The organism is Pseudomonas sp. 7P_10.2_Bac1 (assembly GCF_025465935.1).
GTDB lineage: Bacteria > Pseudomonadota > Gammaproteobacteria > Pseudomonadales > Pseudomonadaceae > Aquipseudomonas.
This window is the reverse complement of the sequence record NZ_JANLNV010000012.1, coordinates 39,861-53,122: the sequence shown is the minus strand read 5'-3', so window position 1 is coordinate 53,122 and position 13,262 is coordinate 39,861. Positions and strand designations below refer to the sequence as shown.

Annotated in this window: 15 protein-coding genes, 1 tRNA gene and 1 pseudogene; 5 read left to right on the top strand and 12 right to left on the bottom strand. The window is 54.3% G+C overall.

Annotation, left to right across the window (positions count from 1 at the left end; translation table 11 throughout):
• Window positions 1-62 precede the first annotated feature (62 nt).
• Window positions 63-488: an RAQPRD family integrative conjugative element protein gene (locus NTD86_RS03100; protein ID WP_262200682.1), complete on the top strand. Its 426-nt coding sequence runs from the start codon at window positions 63-65 to the stop codon at window positions 486-488.
• A gap of 18 nt (window positions 489-506) precedes the next feature.
• Here the strand turns inward: NTD86_RS03100 and NTD86_RS03095 are convergent, their stop codons facing one another.
• Entirely contained in the window at window positions 507-962 is a 456-nt protein-coding gene (locus NTD86_RS03095) for a GNAT family N-acetyltransferase (protein WP_262200681.1), read from the bottom strand.
• Between the two features lie 760 nt (window positions 963-1,722).
• Between NTD86_RS03095 and NTD86_RS03090 the strand changes: the two are divergent.
• The 3 genes and pseudogenes from NTD86_RS03090 to NTD86_RS03080 form a co-directional block, all read left to right on the top strand.
• Window positions 1,723-1,966 (top strand): annotated as a pseudogene (locus NTD86_RS03090) (AAA family ATPase); the annotation flags it as partial.
• Window positions 1,967-2,212: 246 nt separating this feature from the next.
• Window positions 2,213-3,205 carry a hypothetical protein gene (locus tag NTD86_RS03085; RefSeq protein WP_262200679.1) on the top strand — a complete coding sequence of 331 codons (993 nt, stop codon included), beginning with the start codon at window positions 2,213-2,215 and terminating at the stop codon, window positions 3,203-3,205.
• Window positions 3,202-4,230, top strand: coding sequence for a DUF2157 domain-containing protein (locus NTD86_RS03080; RefSeq protein WP_262200678.1), 1,029 nt, complete (start codon window positions 3,202-3,204; stop codon window positions 4,228-4,230). The genes NTD86_RS03085 and NTD86_RS03080 overlap by 4 nt, the downstream gene beginning before the upstream one ends.
• 282 nt (window positions 4,231-4,512) lie before the next feature.
• Here the strand turns inward: NTD86_RS03080 and NTD86_RS03075 are convergent, their stop codons facing one another.
• A complete protein-coding gene (locus NTD86_RS03075; protein ID WP_262200677.1) occupies window positions 4,513-5,019 on the bottom strand; it encodes an AAA family ATPase in 507 nt (168 codons plus the stop codon).
• A 239-nt stretch (window positions 5,020-5,258) separates the two neighbouring features.
• Here NTD86_RS03075 and NTD86_RS03070 point away from each other — a divergent pair, with 239 nt between their 5' ends.
• Window positions 5,259-5,882, top strand: a complete 624-nt coding sequence (locus NTD86_RS03070; protein WP_262200676.1) for an SMI1/KNR4 family protein — start codon at window positions 5,259-5,261, stop codon at window positions 5,880-5,882.
• Between the two features lie 302 nt (window positions 5,883-6,184).
• Here the strand turns inward: NTD86_RS03070 and NTD86_RS03065 are convergent.
• From NTD86_RS03065 to ybgC, 10 genes are all read right to left on the bottom strand, one after another.
• Window positions 6,185-6,260, bottom strand: a tRNA-Lys gene (locus NTD86_RS03065).
• Window positions 6,261-6,334: 74 nt separating this feature from the next.
• Window positions 6,335-7,027: a 7-cyano-7-deazaguanine synthase QueC gene (gene queC, locus NTD86_RS03060; protein ID WP_262200675.1), complete on the bottom strand. Its 693-nt coding sequence runs from the start codon at window positions 7,025-7,027 to the stop codon at window positions 6,335-6,337.
• A 1-nt stretch (window position 7,028) separates the two neighbouring features.
• Window positions 7,029-7,676 (bottom strand): 7-carboxy-7-deazaguanine synthase QueE, encoded by a 648-nt coding sequence (gene queE / locus NTD86_RS03055; protein ID WP_262200674.1) that lies wholly within the window; start codon window positions 7,674-7,676, stop codon window positions 7,029-7,031.
• Window positions 7,677-7,839: 163 nt separating this feature from the next.
• Window positions 7,840-8,658: a tol-pal system protein YbgF gene (gene ybgF / locus NTD86_RS03050; protein ID WP_262200673.1), complete on the bottom strand. Its 819-nt coding sequence runs from the start codon at window positions 8,656-8,658 to the stop codon at window positions 7,840-7,842.
• A 6-nt stretch (window positions 8,659-8,664) separates the two neighbouring features.
• The gene (gene pal / locus NTD86_RS03045) at window positions 8,665-9,165 is read right to left on the bottom strand and encodes a peptidoglycan-associated lipoprotein Pal (protein WP_048370547.1); all 501 of its coding nucleotides are present in this window, start codon (window positions 9,163-9,165) and stop codon (window positions 8,665-8,667) included.
• Window positions 9,166-9,220: 55 nt separating this feature from the next.
• Complete coding sequence (gene tolB / locus NTD86_RS03040) at window positions 9,221-10,480, bottom strand: Tol-Pal system beta propeller repeat protein TolB (RefSeq protein ID WP_262200741.1); 1,260 nt, start codon at window positions 10,478-10,480, stop codon at window positions 9,221-9,223.
• A gap of 38 nt (window positions 10,481-10,518) precedes the next feature.
• Complete coding sequence (gene tolA, locus NTD86_RS03035) at window positions 10,519-11,616, bottom strand: cell envelope integrity protein TolA (RefSeq protein WP_262200672.1); 1,098 nt, start codon at window positions 11,614-11,616, stop codon at window positions 10,519-10,521.
• Window positions 11,616-12,068 carry a protein TolR gene (gene tolR / locus NTD86_RS03030; RefSeq protein WP_262200740.1) on the bottom strand — a complete coding sequence of 151 codons (453 nt, stop codon included), beginning with the start codon at window positions 12,066-12,068 and terminating at the stop codon, window positions 11,616-11,618. The genes tolA and tolR overlap by 1 nt, the downstream gene beginning before the upstream one ends.
• 23 nt (window positions 12,069-12,091) lie before the next feature.
• A complete protein-coding gene (gene tolQ / locus NTD86_RS03025) occupies window positions 12,092-12,787 on the bottom strand; it encodes a protein TolQ (RefSeq protein WP_262200671.1) in 696 nt (231 codons plus the stop codon).
• Window positions 12,777-13,244 (bottom strand): tol-pal system-associated acyl-CoA thioesterase, encoded by a 468-nt coding sequence (ybgC, locus tag NTD86_RS03020; RefSeq protein ID WP_262200670.1) that lies wholly within the window; start codon window positions 13,242-13,244, stop codon window positions 12,777-12,779. Before ybgC ends, tolQ begins: the two co-directional genes overlap by 11 nt.
• Window positions 13,245-13,262: the final 18 nt, after the last annotated feature.

Below are 13,262 nucleotides of genomic sequence, written 5' to 3'. Positions count from 1 at the left end.
AAACGACGTGTTTGTGTGAGTGTTAGGCCGACTGGTAAAACGTACATTTCTTGCCCGACGATATGCAACAAATTATCACAGCGGCCCAAAGTCGTCTGGTCAAGACGGGTTTGCCATACGCTTACTGCGGGTGCGGCCTGCCGATCGCTCATGCAGCGACCACCTCCACCTCTGAACACTCCAACCTGGCAATCATGATCCGCCAGCTCAATACTCTGGATGACACCGCTCGCCGCAGTGCTCAAGTCGCTGACGAGCCGGGTCAGCGCCACTTCATTGACTATCTGCGTTTGGCCGATGACATCGAGCGTATCCGCCACGGCCTGGAAAACTATCTGCCCCTCAGCCGTGCCCAACCACGAGATCCCGTTGAGCTGTTGGGGAGTTACTCGGCAGAGGGGCGCTCAGGCAACGGGTGGTTTCCCGGCATTCACCAGCTATCTGTTGTTGGTCGGCTTCACCGTGGCGATCAGTTTGCTGCCGCATAAGTGGGTGAAAAGCCGGAACTAACCCTCAAGCCGTTTTTCCATGACGACGGTGCGCTCAGCCCCGTGAAACTCGTCGCGAATTTTCTGAAAACCCAACGCAGCGTAAAACTTCTGCGCCGTAATCGACGACGGCACCCGCAACGCTCCAACACCAGCGCTGGCAGCAGTAGCATCAATGACATCCATCAACTGCCGACCGATACCGCCACCTTGGTAAGCAGGATCAACGAAAACGCTTCTAACAACATCACCGTCGAGGCTTGCAGTCCCAATAATAATTTTGCCTTGTACGGCTACGAAAACCTTGCGCTTATCGAGCAGTGCGCTGACGGCTTCAGGAGCAAAGCTGCGTTCCACCTGAGCGATAACGTCAGGTGAGTAATCCTGTGAATTTGACTCACGCAGAGCGGCGATCACTACACGGCTAATCGCTGCTGTATCTGCGCCTGTTGCGGGGCGAATCTGACACTTCATGTTGGGAACCTCAATCTTTAACGATCACAGCGTAGCCTCTTGAAATGTGCCTTCGCCGGACGCTTACGGCAAACCCTAAAAAGGGTCGTTACACTTTGCGGTATGCCCGGCCTGTGAGAATCCGATTCAGATCCTCGGCCTTTACAAAAAAACTGCATGAGCAAGTGATCGCCTTTGACCCCGATCACTTCCTGGCGCTTATTAACGTGTCTGAAGACCGGGCTAATCGCCCTCGTAAAATGGGGCTGATTGCCATGGCACATAAAATTCTCGGCGCTCACCCATAGGTGTAAGTGCTTGCGACGGAGAATATGCCGCGAAAGCCCGCAGCGCAGCAGAGGGGAACGCCCAAAGGCAGTGCGACAGCAACTCTTTCGTAATGAAAACACATGCCAGATGCACGGACGGCTTTTTACGAACCCGCTGTAGGTAGAGCAAACAAAATAGACATTCGGAATACTCCTACACCTTTAATGCTTAAGTGGAGTTACTATTTCTTTCAATTCCGAAGCCCGCGAGTATCAGTTTCCTCGCGTGATCGCAGCCAAACTCGCTATTGCCGATGAACTCGTGTAACCGTTATCTAAACTCTCGACCGAAAATCAAGCATTCATCCACGAGCTGCTGAGTGAAACCCTGAGACGCCGTGATGTCCCAGGTCGCATCAAAGCCTACTTGCGCCATAAAAGAGCAGGAGAAGAGCATGCGGTTTGAAGTGAAGCTCTATGGATTGACGTTACCTCTGAGCCAAGCCGGTTATGAGGCCGGTTACCTGACAGGCGAGAAACCTGTCTCGACGGAGCTGGTTGAATCGGTTCTGTCACGTAAACAGGATGACCTCGAACCAACCCTGACGCGCCATGGATACCATCTTAAAGATCTAGTAGAGCAATTTGACGCCAGGCACACTGAAATCAAAGCGTTGTTCAGCAACATACTCGATCCAGTAGAGCCGCTGAGCTGAGTTGCGCGACACAATACTGGCAGCGGGGTTGCCGATTTAATCTGGGAGGGCTGTGGAATATGTGCACGTCCCACCGGTTAATTGCAATTACTGGGACCTCAACAATCAATGTGATCTCAATTTAAACTGCGAGGCAAACTCCATAATTCACAGGGGACTGCTGATTAGTTTGAGTAGTCTGAATATAGCCATAGTAGCTCCTGGCCCGGCCCTGGATATTCAGCGTAATTAGCAGCCTATACTCCAACACCCCGTCATCCAAACAATAGTGCGGTGCCTGATCCCCATGAGAAAAACCACGCAGCAGCTAATGGTTCACGAGATTGCCGACTGGCAGCACCGAGGTTTGATCGATCTGCAAACCCAGGAGCGACTGAGCGCGCCTTATCAGCGTCCCGGCCAACTGTTATCGACGGTGTTGCAATGGCTGGGCATCGGAGCGGTACTGCTGATTGGCATGGCCATTCTAGGTGGCGTGAGCCTTCTCAGTGAATCGGTCACTCTCGGTGCGGTGCTGTTTTTTATCGCCGGTGGGGTGTTGTGGTGGGTGGGAGTGCGTCTGGCTCGTGATCCGGCGCGGCGTACGCCGGTGACCGGTGTGGCCATTTTGACCATCGGCCTGATGCTGATTGGTGGCAGTCTGTTACTCGGTGGCATTGGCGACGATACGGGCGGGCTGGATCGTATTCCTCTGGCGCTGCTGGTCACTGCCTTGCTGAGCGTGGTCACGGCCTATCGTTATCGCCTACGCTGGCCATTGTTTCTGGGACTACTGTGCACCTTTCACGGCCTGGGCTCCTGGGAGCAGTATGCCGGTGGCGGATCATATATGTTCAACATCCAGGACCCGCGCGCCATGGCGGTGATCGCCGGGCTAGCAGCGCTTCTAGGGCTTTGGCACCAGCAGGCGGAAGAAGGGCCGTTACGCCACTTCAGCGGTTTCGGGCGTTTGTATGTGATTTCCGGACTGCTCTACTTCAACTGCTCGCTGTGGTTTCTAAGCCTGGACAATTACACCTCGTCCCAATCGGGGTTCTGGATACTGCTATTCACCGTTGGGGCCATCAGCCAGTTGGTAATCGGCGCTCGTTTCAAGCACCCCAGCTTCACCGGGTTTGGTGTGGTGTTTTTGAGTATCGACCTGTACACGCGTTTTTATGAATACGCCTGGGACCGCCTGAGTGTCGCGGCTTTCTTCGCGGCGGCCGGGATAGTGGGGATTTTGTTGGGATGGGTCTTTGAGCGCGCGGCGCTACGTGCCAGGGAGAATCGCTCATGAGCCCGGATCGCCGCAATCGACAAGTCCACGATGCTCTTGATCAATGGCTTCGTGAGGGGCAAATCGATCCCGCTGCCCATAACCGCATCGGTGAGCTGTACCCCTTGACCCGATGGGACTGGCGCTCACTCGGGCGTTGGTTTATGACCTTCGGTGCCATTAGCCTGGCGGCCGGTCTGCTGATACTTCTGCGTGAGCACCTGACGTTCACCCTGCCCAAACTGGCGATCAGCCTGTCGGTGCTGACCCTGGGCCTGTTCGCCGTGGGTCGCTGGTTGCCCGGCAAAGGCTTGAGGATGTTGGGAAGCACCGCCGAGTTGCTGGGGGGCTTTGCGTTGATCGGTGTGAGCTTTGTGGTCGGCATGATCTATTCGGATGGCTCCGGCAACTGGCCGGCGCTGCTGCTGATCGATCTGCTAGTGCTGCTGGTGCTCAGCTATGCCTTGGGCAATGTGTTGCTGCTGACGTTGTGCAGCGTGTTGTTTTTTGTCTGGTTTGGTGGCCGCAGTGGCTATGTATCCGGCTGGGGCGCCTACTGGTTCGGCATGAACTATCCGCTGCGTTTTCTCGGCGCTGCAGCGCTGCTGGTGGCTGCGGGGGCCGTGCATCTTCGATGTGAGGCTGGGTTGCCGGGCCGCTATAGCGGGTTTGCCAAGGTTTGGATTTCCTGCGGTTTGTTTGTCGGTGAAATGTCCCTGTGGTTGCTGTCGCTGTTTGGCAGTTACGGCTTGATCGACGGGCCGTGGTATTTTGCCGAGGACGGTGAACTGCTGATGTTCAACTTGCTTTGGGCGCTGGTTAGCCTCGGCGTGTTAACAGTGGGACTGCGCCAGCGGTTCGGCATGTTGGTGGGGTATGGCTTAACGTTTTTGATCATACAGTTGTACACACTGTTCTTTACCCAACTAGCCGAAACCCTGGGTTGGCTGCTCAGCCTGCTAATCGCCGGCGGTGGTTTGCTGGCCTTGGTGATCTGGCTGGAGTCGCAACGCCAGAAGCGTCGGGCGACGATTTCAAAAGTCTGAGTGTGACCCAAAAGGCTCTGGGAATTGATGACCAGTAGGCAAAGCTGGAATACACACACAGGAAGGACTTACGCGGGTTTCGGTACTAACGGCTATAGCTCCCCCTGTAGAAGTGTGAATTTAGCGTCACCCCATCGCTGCTGGGTGGGGTTTTGTCCTTCGGCTAAACGCGCATTCCGTCGCAAATCAAAACAATCCAAGAGCATAGTCATGCCTAGCGGCACCTCCATTTACGTTGTAAGTGTCTGCTAATCGCACCTATCACCATGGATTTAACCGCTGCTACTCACAGCCCAATAAACGTTTGGTGACCATCGCTACCGCTTGCGCGGGTGAAGTCATAGCGGTATCTATGCAAAAAGGAGCTTCGGCCCAGGCTTCATATTCATGCTCCAGCACAGACTGCCAGTTGGGTGGGGTCAACCCCGGGATATCAACCTGCCTTGTTTCTACCCGCCGTCGATGCTCATTTTTATCCGAGCAAATCACTTGAATATTGACTAACGGAGCACCTGCCTTTGAGGCGGCCTCACTCCACGCTATTCGGCTCTCGGCCACAGGGTTTACACAGTCCGCGATGACCGTATGGCCTAGACGAAGATTACTCAGCGCAAGCTCATTCGCGACCATATAGCCACTGCGCCCCACGTCATGTGCAAGAGCACCGGAGTTTCTAATGGCTTGTTCAATCGTATCGATCCTCAGGTAGACGGCACCTATTGTATCTACGAGATCCTTGGCGATAGTGGTCTTCCCCGTGCCGGGAAGGCCGCTGAATACGATAAGCATTGTCTGTCCTTCGAAAAATTAATTAACCCGGTGTATGTTGCAGTCTATCAACGCAAGAAACCGTAATGGAGCTGGGCGCCCTTCTGGGCAAAAGGACGTCCCGAGATCGCCTCCTGAGGCGGCGATCTCCGGGCGTTGAGAGGATCCGGTGTCTGGAATTAATTGACCTCTACAAAACACATCGAAACTGGCGAGTGAGCACTCTAATATGATTTTTAACAAGTATTTTCGAGCCCACAATGACTAACTATCGTGGATTGATCTTTGACGACACCCGAGACGGCGCATCCGACCTTGCCATCGAGCATCTGGAGGCTCAACTCGGCGCGCGCCTGCCGGACGATTACCGGCAGTTTCTCAAGGAATGCAACGGAGGCACGTTGGATTACGACGTGCTGGCCACTATGAGCAATGGCGAAGAGGAATTGCTGAGTTTTATGCTGTACGGGCTGCAGCCCGGCGAAGCGTATGAATCCAACCCTTTTGAGCTGGAACAACTGCGCAAAGAACCTGGATTCCCGGCTACGGGGATGTTGCCGATCGGACGCGATGGCGGTGCGAGCATTTTGCTTCTCGATCTACGCGAAGGTCGCCAGGATGTTGGCGCAATGGTCGCGGGTTTACCTGCATGGACGGGGCGCCGCCAGCAAGGCGATGAATACGTTGTGTTGGCGAATACCTTCAATGCCTACCTGGACGCACTGCATCTGTCGCATGAACGGATCACAGAACATATCAAACACTTCATCATAAGCGCAGATACGATTGAGGCGACATTAGCGTGGCTGGATCAAGGCAGTCCGGGTTGGCGCGAACGTTATCGGGAAGTCTGGAATGCAAGGGTTGTGGACAGGCCAATTTGATACCTTCCGTGTGGGCGAAGCGAGCGATTCCCCCCACTATTAAGAGGCTGCGCATTAACCTTCTTGAAGGAAGTCTTTTAATGCAGCCTGATAAATAGTTAATGGTTGATTGCAGGTGATGTGACCGAGGCCGAATACAAACTGCTGAACAAGCGCGCGGCCGACGACACATCTTCTATGAGCAAAAACCTGCAACAACGGCATGGTTGCAACGCTTTTTCAATGCTATCGCCCCACCGAATTTCAAGCACAAAAAAGCCGGTAGACCCTGAGGTGCTTACCGGCTGTTTTGGTGTTGCATATGGTGGGTCGTGTAGGATTCGAACCTACGACCAATTGGTTAAAAGCCAACTGCTCTACCAACTGAGCTAACGACCCGCTTCGTTGTGGTGCGTATAATACTGATTTTTAACGAGAATTCAACACCTTGTTAAAAATAAATCTGAAATAATTCAAAAATAACGCGTTGGGTCCGAAACGCCGGCAGCGTGGAAGCCTTCTGCGCGCAGACGGCAGCTGTCACATTTCCCACAAGCTCGGCCCTCATTATCTGCCTGATAGCACGATACGGTCAGGGAGTAATCCACGCCGAGTTTCACACCAGCCTGGACGATTTGTGCCTTGCTCATGTTTTGCAACGGTGCCTTGATGTGGAACCCTTGCCCTTCGACGCCCGCTTTGGTCGCCAGGTTCGCCATGACTTCAAAGGCCTCGACGAATTCCGGACGGCAGTCCGGGTAGCCCGAGTAATCTACTGCGTTGACACCAATGAAGATGTCTCGCGCTTGCAGCACTTCTGCCCAGCCCAGGGCCAATGACAGGAAGACCGTGTTACGCGCTGGCACATAGGTGACCGGAATACCTTCGCTCGGTGCCTCAGGGACATCAATGGAGCTATCAGTCAGGGCCGAGCCACCAATACCATCCAGGTTCAAACCAATGACTTTGTGTTCAATTGCGCCCAGATCTCTTGCTACTCGCGCAGCAGCATTGAGTTCGGCACGATGTCGCTGACCGTAGTCAAAGCTCATGGTGTAGCAGCTGTAGCCTTGTGCACGAGCCATGGCAACGACCGTGGCTGAGTCCAGACCGCCGGACAGCAAGATCACCGCTCTTTTTTCAGTGACAACAGTTTGTTCAGTCATTTCAGCGCCCCGGCTCGTCATTCCAAAGATATTTGTGCAACTGCATTTGCAAACGTACAGGCAAGTTGTCCGCCACAATCCAGTCGGCCAAATCACGAGCCGGCAAGTCGTGGTGGCTCGGCGAAAACAGCACTTCACCTGCCCGTCGTTCCAAGCCGTATTCAATCAGCTTGGACACCGCCCAGTCGTAGTCCTCGCGTGAGCAGATCACGAACTTGACCTGATCATGCGGCGTCAACAAGGCGATGTTTTCGTAAAGGTTGCGATGGGACTCTTTGGAGCCAGGTGTTTTCAGGTCGAGTACGCGACTGACTCGCGAGTCGACGGCAGAAATATCCAGAGCTCCGCTGGTCTCGATGGACACTTCGTAACCCGCATCGCACAGCTGTTTAAGCAAGGGAATGGCATTGGGCTGTGCCAATGGCTCGCCACCGGTCACACACACGTAACGTGGCCGGAAGTCGGCAACTTGCTGAAGAATGCTGTCGAGTGAGCGCACTGTCCCGCCACTGAAGGCGTAGGCACTGTCGCAATATTGGCAGCGCAGGGGGCAGCCAGTCAGACGAACAAAAACGGTGGGCAGGCCAGCCGTTCGCGTTTCACCCTGTAAAGAGTAAAAAACTTCGGTAATTCTCAATGTGTCTTGCATATCCGCCACGGGCGTAACAGCTAAACAGGCTGTCCGCCTCCGTCAGGCACTCTAAAGGATCTGCACTCGCGGGACCCAGAAGAGCGTATTTCATAAAAGGGCGTGGATTCTAACGAAAAAACCCGCGACAAGTGCGGGTTTCTCGATAAAAGCTTCGTGTGACTTACATGCGCTGCAAATCACGCTGTGCCAACTGTGCCGCCGACGTACCCGGGTACTGTGCAACAACCTGCTGCAAGATACCTTTAACCTTGTCGGTATGGCCCAATCGACGTTCTACATCAGCCAGCTTGTAGAGCGAATCCGGCACCTTGGGGTGCTTGGGATACAACTGGCTCACTTTGGCGAACGCTTGACCCGCGCCTTGCAGGTCGCCTTTGGCCAAACTGACTTCACCTAGCCAATACTGGGCATTACCCGCGTACTGGCTGTTTGGATATTTGCGTAGAAAGGCGGCAAACGCCTGACTCGCCTTGTCGAAATCCTTGGCCTTGATCAGATCGAAAGCAGCATCGTAATAGAGCTTCTCTTTCGCCGGATCACCCGGTTCCGAGCTGGCAGCAGCCTGAGACGCAGGCGCTGCTGTATTACCGGCGGTAGCACCACCGGTAGCAGAATTATCAGGTGCGGCAGCAGCAGGCGCCGTGCCCGTACCAATACGCCGATCAAGTTCCTGGTAACGCTCCAGGCTTTCTTGCTTCATGCGTGAAATATCATTTTGCAAAACTTCGATCACACCCTGTTGGCGCGAGATCTGATCCTGCATTTGTTGCAACTGGTTGAACAGTTCGCCCTGTGCCGAGACAGGGGCCGAAGCCCCTCCCCCGGCATAGGCGCCGCTCGCACCATAACCCGGTGACGGATTACTCCCCCCGCTATTGTTATAGCCAGAGTTGTCATCAACCACAGGAACCGCAGCCCATGCCGCTAGCGGCATGAGGCTGAGAGTCAGAATAGTTACAGCACGACGGCACGTTCGCATGACGAATTACTTACGCAGTTCGACGCGACGGTTCTGAGCCCACGACTGCTCGTCGTTGCCAGTAGCAACTGGACGCTCTTTACCGTAGGACACCAGCTCCAGCTGTGCTGGAGAAACACCTTGCAGTACCAGGTAGCGTTGAACGGCTTTCGCACGACGCTCGCCCAGAGCCATGTTGTACTCACGAGTACCACGGGCGTCAGTGTTACCTTCCAGAACAACACGAGCGCCGCTCGCTTTCAGGTCTTTAGCGTGAACGTCCAGAGCGCGCATTGCTTCTGGTTTCAGGTCCGAAGAATCATATTCGAAGTAGAAAACAGTAATGGCGCGCAGAGCAGCTTCTTCGCTCAGGGAACCATCAACAGCGCCTGTGTTTGCGCCGTAACCAGCGTTTGGATCAACAGCAGCGCCTTCACCGGCATTGTCGCCGCCTTTGGACGAGCAACCTACAGCTACAGCCATGGCCAGTGCCAGCGCAGCGAATTTACCAAACTTCAGCATTTCCATCGTAAAACTCCTAATGAACCCCAAGTGTTATGTGCAACTTAAATCTTTCACCACGTCAGTTCAGGTAAGGGGACCAGGAAGGTTCTCTGACTTCGCCTTGAGCGGTAGGAAGAGGGAGCCTTACGCGTCCATTGATAGACACGAGCATCAAGACTCCCCGGCCCTGCTGGCGGGTGGCGTAGATTACCATGGTGCCGTTGGGCGCAACAGTAGCTGACTCATCAAGGTTAGTATCTGTGAGGATTTTTACACTTCCTCTTTCCAAATCTTGAGCCGCAACACGGAAATTAGTAAATCCGTCCTGACGGTGAATCATCACCAGCGTCTTTTCATCCGCCGACAGCTTAGGGTTGGCATTGTAGTTACCGATAAAGGTCACACGCTCTGCAGCACCGCTACCCACGACAGTTTTGTAGACCTGCGGCTTGCCGCCACGGTCAGACGTGAAGTAGATGGTCGAACCATCCTTGCCCCAGAACGGCTCGGTGTTGATGCCAGGACCGTTGGTCACGCGAGTCAGTTGGCGCGAAGCCATGTTCATCACGTAGATGTCCGGGTTGCCGTCTTTAGACAGTACGAACGCCAGCTTCGAACCATCCGGCGACCACGCAGGGGCACCGTTCAGGCCTTCAAAGTTGGTGACCTGCTCGCGATGGCCGGTATCAATGTTCTGAACAAAGATACGCGGACGCTTCTGCTCAAACGATACGTAAGCGATGCGCTTGCCATCAGGGGCAAAGCGTGGCGACAGGATTGGCTCACGCGACTGCAACAGAGTGACCGCGCGCGCGCCATCATAGTCGGAGCGCTGCAAGGTGTAACGGGTGTTGTTGGTGCTGGCACGTTCAGCCGTCACGTACAGCAGACGGGTTGAGAATGCACCTCTGATACCGGTCAGTTTTTCGAATGACTGATCAGAAATGTAGTGCGCCATGTCACGCAGTTGCTCGGTGGTACCCGACACGCTGCCAGTCAATACCGGTTGCTCGGTCGACACGTTGAACAGGGCATATTGCACCTGCAGGCGACCGCCTGCCGGTACGATATTACCGACCATTACGTACTGAGCCCCCAGCGCTTTCCAGTCACGGAAAATGACTTCGCTGGCCTGGGTCGGCTGGCTGATCATGTTCTGCTTTGGAATAGGCGCGTAGTAACCGGAGTTACGCAAGTCGTTACCCACAATTTCAGCGATGTCGTCCGGCAGGACGGTACCGCCCTGCCAGCCGAACGGTACGACTGCAATAGGCGTTGCCCGGTCGCTACCACTGGTAACCAGGATGTTCTTTTCTTCAGCTACAGCCATGCCTGCCATGCAGCAGACGATGACGAGCAGTCCTCGAAAAAATTTAATCACAAGGCTAGATCCTCAGGTGTGAATGTCATCTTGAATGATCGGTAAGGATTAAAATCGCTAGGCTTCAAGCCTTGCATTTCTGTTAAACGACCAATGTTCTTGACCGCCGCCACAGCTGAACTGTCAAACGGCCCATCACCACTGGACTTGGCAACCGTCACAGACGTTACCGTGCCATCTGGCAACATGCCAATCTGCAGCACAACCTTCATGTTTTTCCGCGCTGACGGTGGGCGAGCCCAACCTTCTGCCGCTCGCGAGCGAATCAGGTCATCAAAGTTACCGGCGACCTCATCACCCTGCTCATCAGCCAAGGCTTGTTGCCGTTGCGGCGTATCAGAAAGCAGATCCGCCAAGGCCTGAGCCTTTTTCTCTTCGGCAGACTTACGCGCAGCCTCTACCGCCTTTTTCTTGGCAGCATCGGCAGTAGCTTTCTTCTTGGCATCTTCGGCAGCTTTCTTCTTCGCCTCGTCTGCTGCAGCCTTTTTCTTGGCATCTTCAGCCGCTTTTTTCTTAGCGTCTTCAGCGGCCTTTTTCTTGGCGTCTTCGGCAGCCTGTTTTTTAGCCTCTTCTTCAGCGGCTTTCTTGGCTTCGTCCTCAGCTTTCTTTTTGGCTATGTCAGCCAATTTTTTCTCTTCAGCCTTTTTAGCATCAGCAGCTTTTTTGGCATCGTCGGCCTTTTTGGCTTCATCGGCTTTTTTAGCCTCGTCGGCCTTCTTCGCCTCGTCTGCTTTCTTGGCCTCATCAGCTTTTTTGGCTTCAGCCGCCTTGTCGGCAGCCTCTTGTTTCTTTTGTTCCGCGGCTTTTACAGCTTCCTGCTCAACCTTCTTTTGCTCCATCTGTTCGACTTCAGTCTGGCGCGCAGCAGATTTCTTTGCCTCGCCCGCAATCTTTTGATTGGTTTGGGTCGTCGCCTGACTTTTTGACTTCAGTTGATACAAAGTAGCTTGAACAATCGGTTTTGCGGGCGGCAATTCTGGCGTCATGGCAAAGCTGGCGAACAGCATGCCGAAAATCAGGACGTGCAGCCCTACAGCCCAAACGGTAGGCCAAAAATAATTTTCAGAGGCGGACGGCTCCCGCTGGTCGCGCATCAGGGAGCCTCGGTAATCAAGCCAACGTTACCGACCCCGGCTTTTTGCAGGCCACCCATGGCACCCATTACAGCGCCGTAATCCACGGATTTGTCGCCGCGAATGAACACCTGCGTCTGCTTGCCGCCCTCGTTGCCCGCGCGAATGATCTTGGTCACCGCGTCAGTCATCTGAGGCAAGGTCATCGCCTTGTCCATTTGTTTTTCGGTATCAACTTCACTGCCAAGGTTCCAGTAGTAGGTCTTGTCAGCCTTGATCGAAATTGTCAGAACCTGGGTGTTATTGTCTTGCGGCAGGGCCTCGCTGGAGACCTTGGGCAAATCAACTTTCACACCCTGGTTGAGCATCGGTGCAGTCACCATGAAAATCACCAGCAGTACCAGCATCACGTCGATGTAAGGCACTACGTTCATTTCGGCAACCGGCTTGCGCTTCTTGCGAGCTCGAGCGATTAAAGCCATTGGAAATTACCTGCTTATTCTTCGCTGGTGTGCACTTTACGGTGCAGGATCGCCTGGAACTCATCGGCGAAGGTGTAGTAGCGGCTAATCAGCGTTTCGCTACGCGCAGAAAAACGGTTGTAAGCAATAACCGCAGGAATAGCAGCAAACAGACCAATCGCTGTCGCAACCAGTGCTTCGGCAATGCCCGGCGCAACGGTCGCAAGAGTCGCTTGCTGAGCAGTTGCCAGACCGCGGAAAGAGTTCATGATGCCCCATACGGTACCGAACAGACCGATATACGGGCTGACCGAACCAACGGTTGCCAGAAATGGCAGGCTTTGCTCAAGTTTTTCTTCTTCGCGCGAAATCGCGACACGCATGGCACGCGCTACGCCTTCCATCACCGCTTCCGGATCAACGCCCGGTTGTTGACGCAGACGAGAGAACTCTTTGAAACCGGCACGGAAGATTTGTTCAACGCCAGAATCAGGGTCCGGGTTGCTACCCGCCTGACGATACAGTTTTGACAAGTCGATTCCCGACCAGAAACGCTCCTCAAAGCTATCCAGGGCACGTCGACCGGCACGCAGCATGGTGCTGCGCTGAAAAATCATAATCCACGAGGTAACCGATGCAGCCAGCAAGGTCAACATTACCAACTGCACAACAATGCTGGCATTGCTGACCAAACTCCACATGGAGGAATGGTCGACGACGTTAGCTTCCACGCTTTATCTCCTGCTCTAAATGTTTACCCGCGCCGCTTGCGTCGGCAAAGGCCGTACGCAAGGCTTCGGGAATGGCCCGGGGTTTAAAACTATCGGCGCGCACACAGGCCACCAAAAACTGCCCTTCACAGAGCAATGTTGCATCCGCAGCCCGCCAGACCTGCTGCTTGAAACGCAGGCTGGCACGGTTGAGTTCTATTACTTGTGCGCTTATCAACAGTTCGTCGTCCAGTCGCGCCGGTGCGTGGTAGCGCGCCTCGCTGGAATGCACGACAAATAACAGGTTCTGGCCTGCCAGCTCGGATTGGGCAAAGCCCAGCTCCCGCAGCCTTTCGGTTCGAGCCCGCTCCATAAACTTAAGATAATTTACGTAATACACGACGCCACCCGCATCGGTGTCTTCGTAATAAACGCGACAGCGATGTGCGAACGGCTCAAGCCTGTTTTGCGCGCGCATACTCTAGTGCTTACTCCT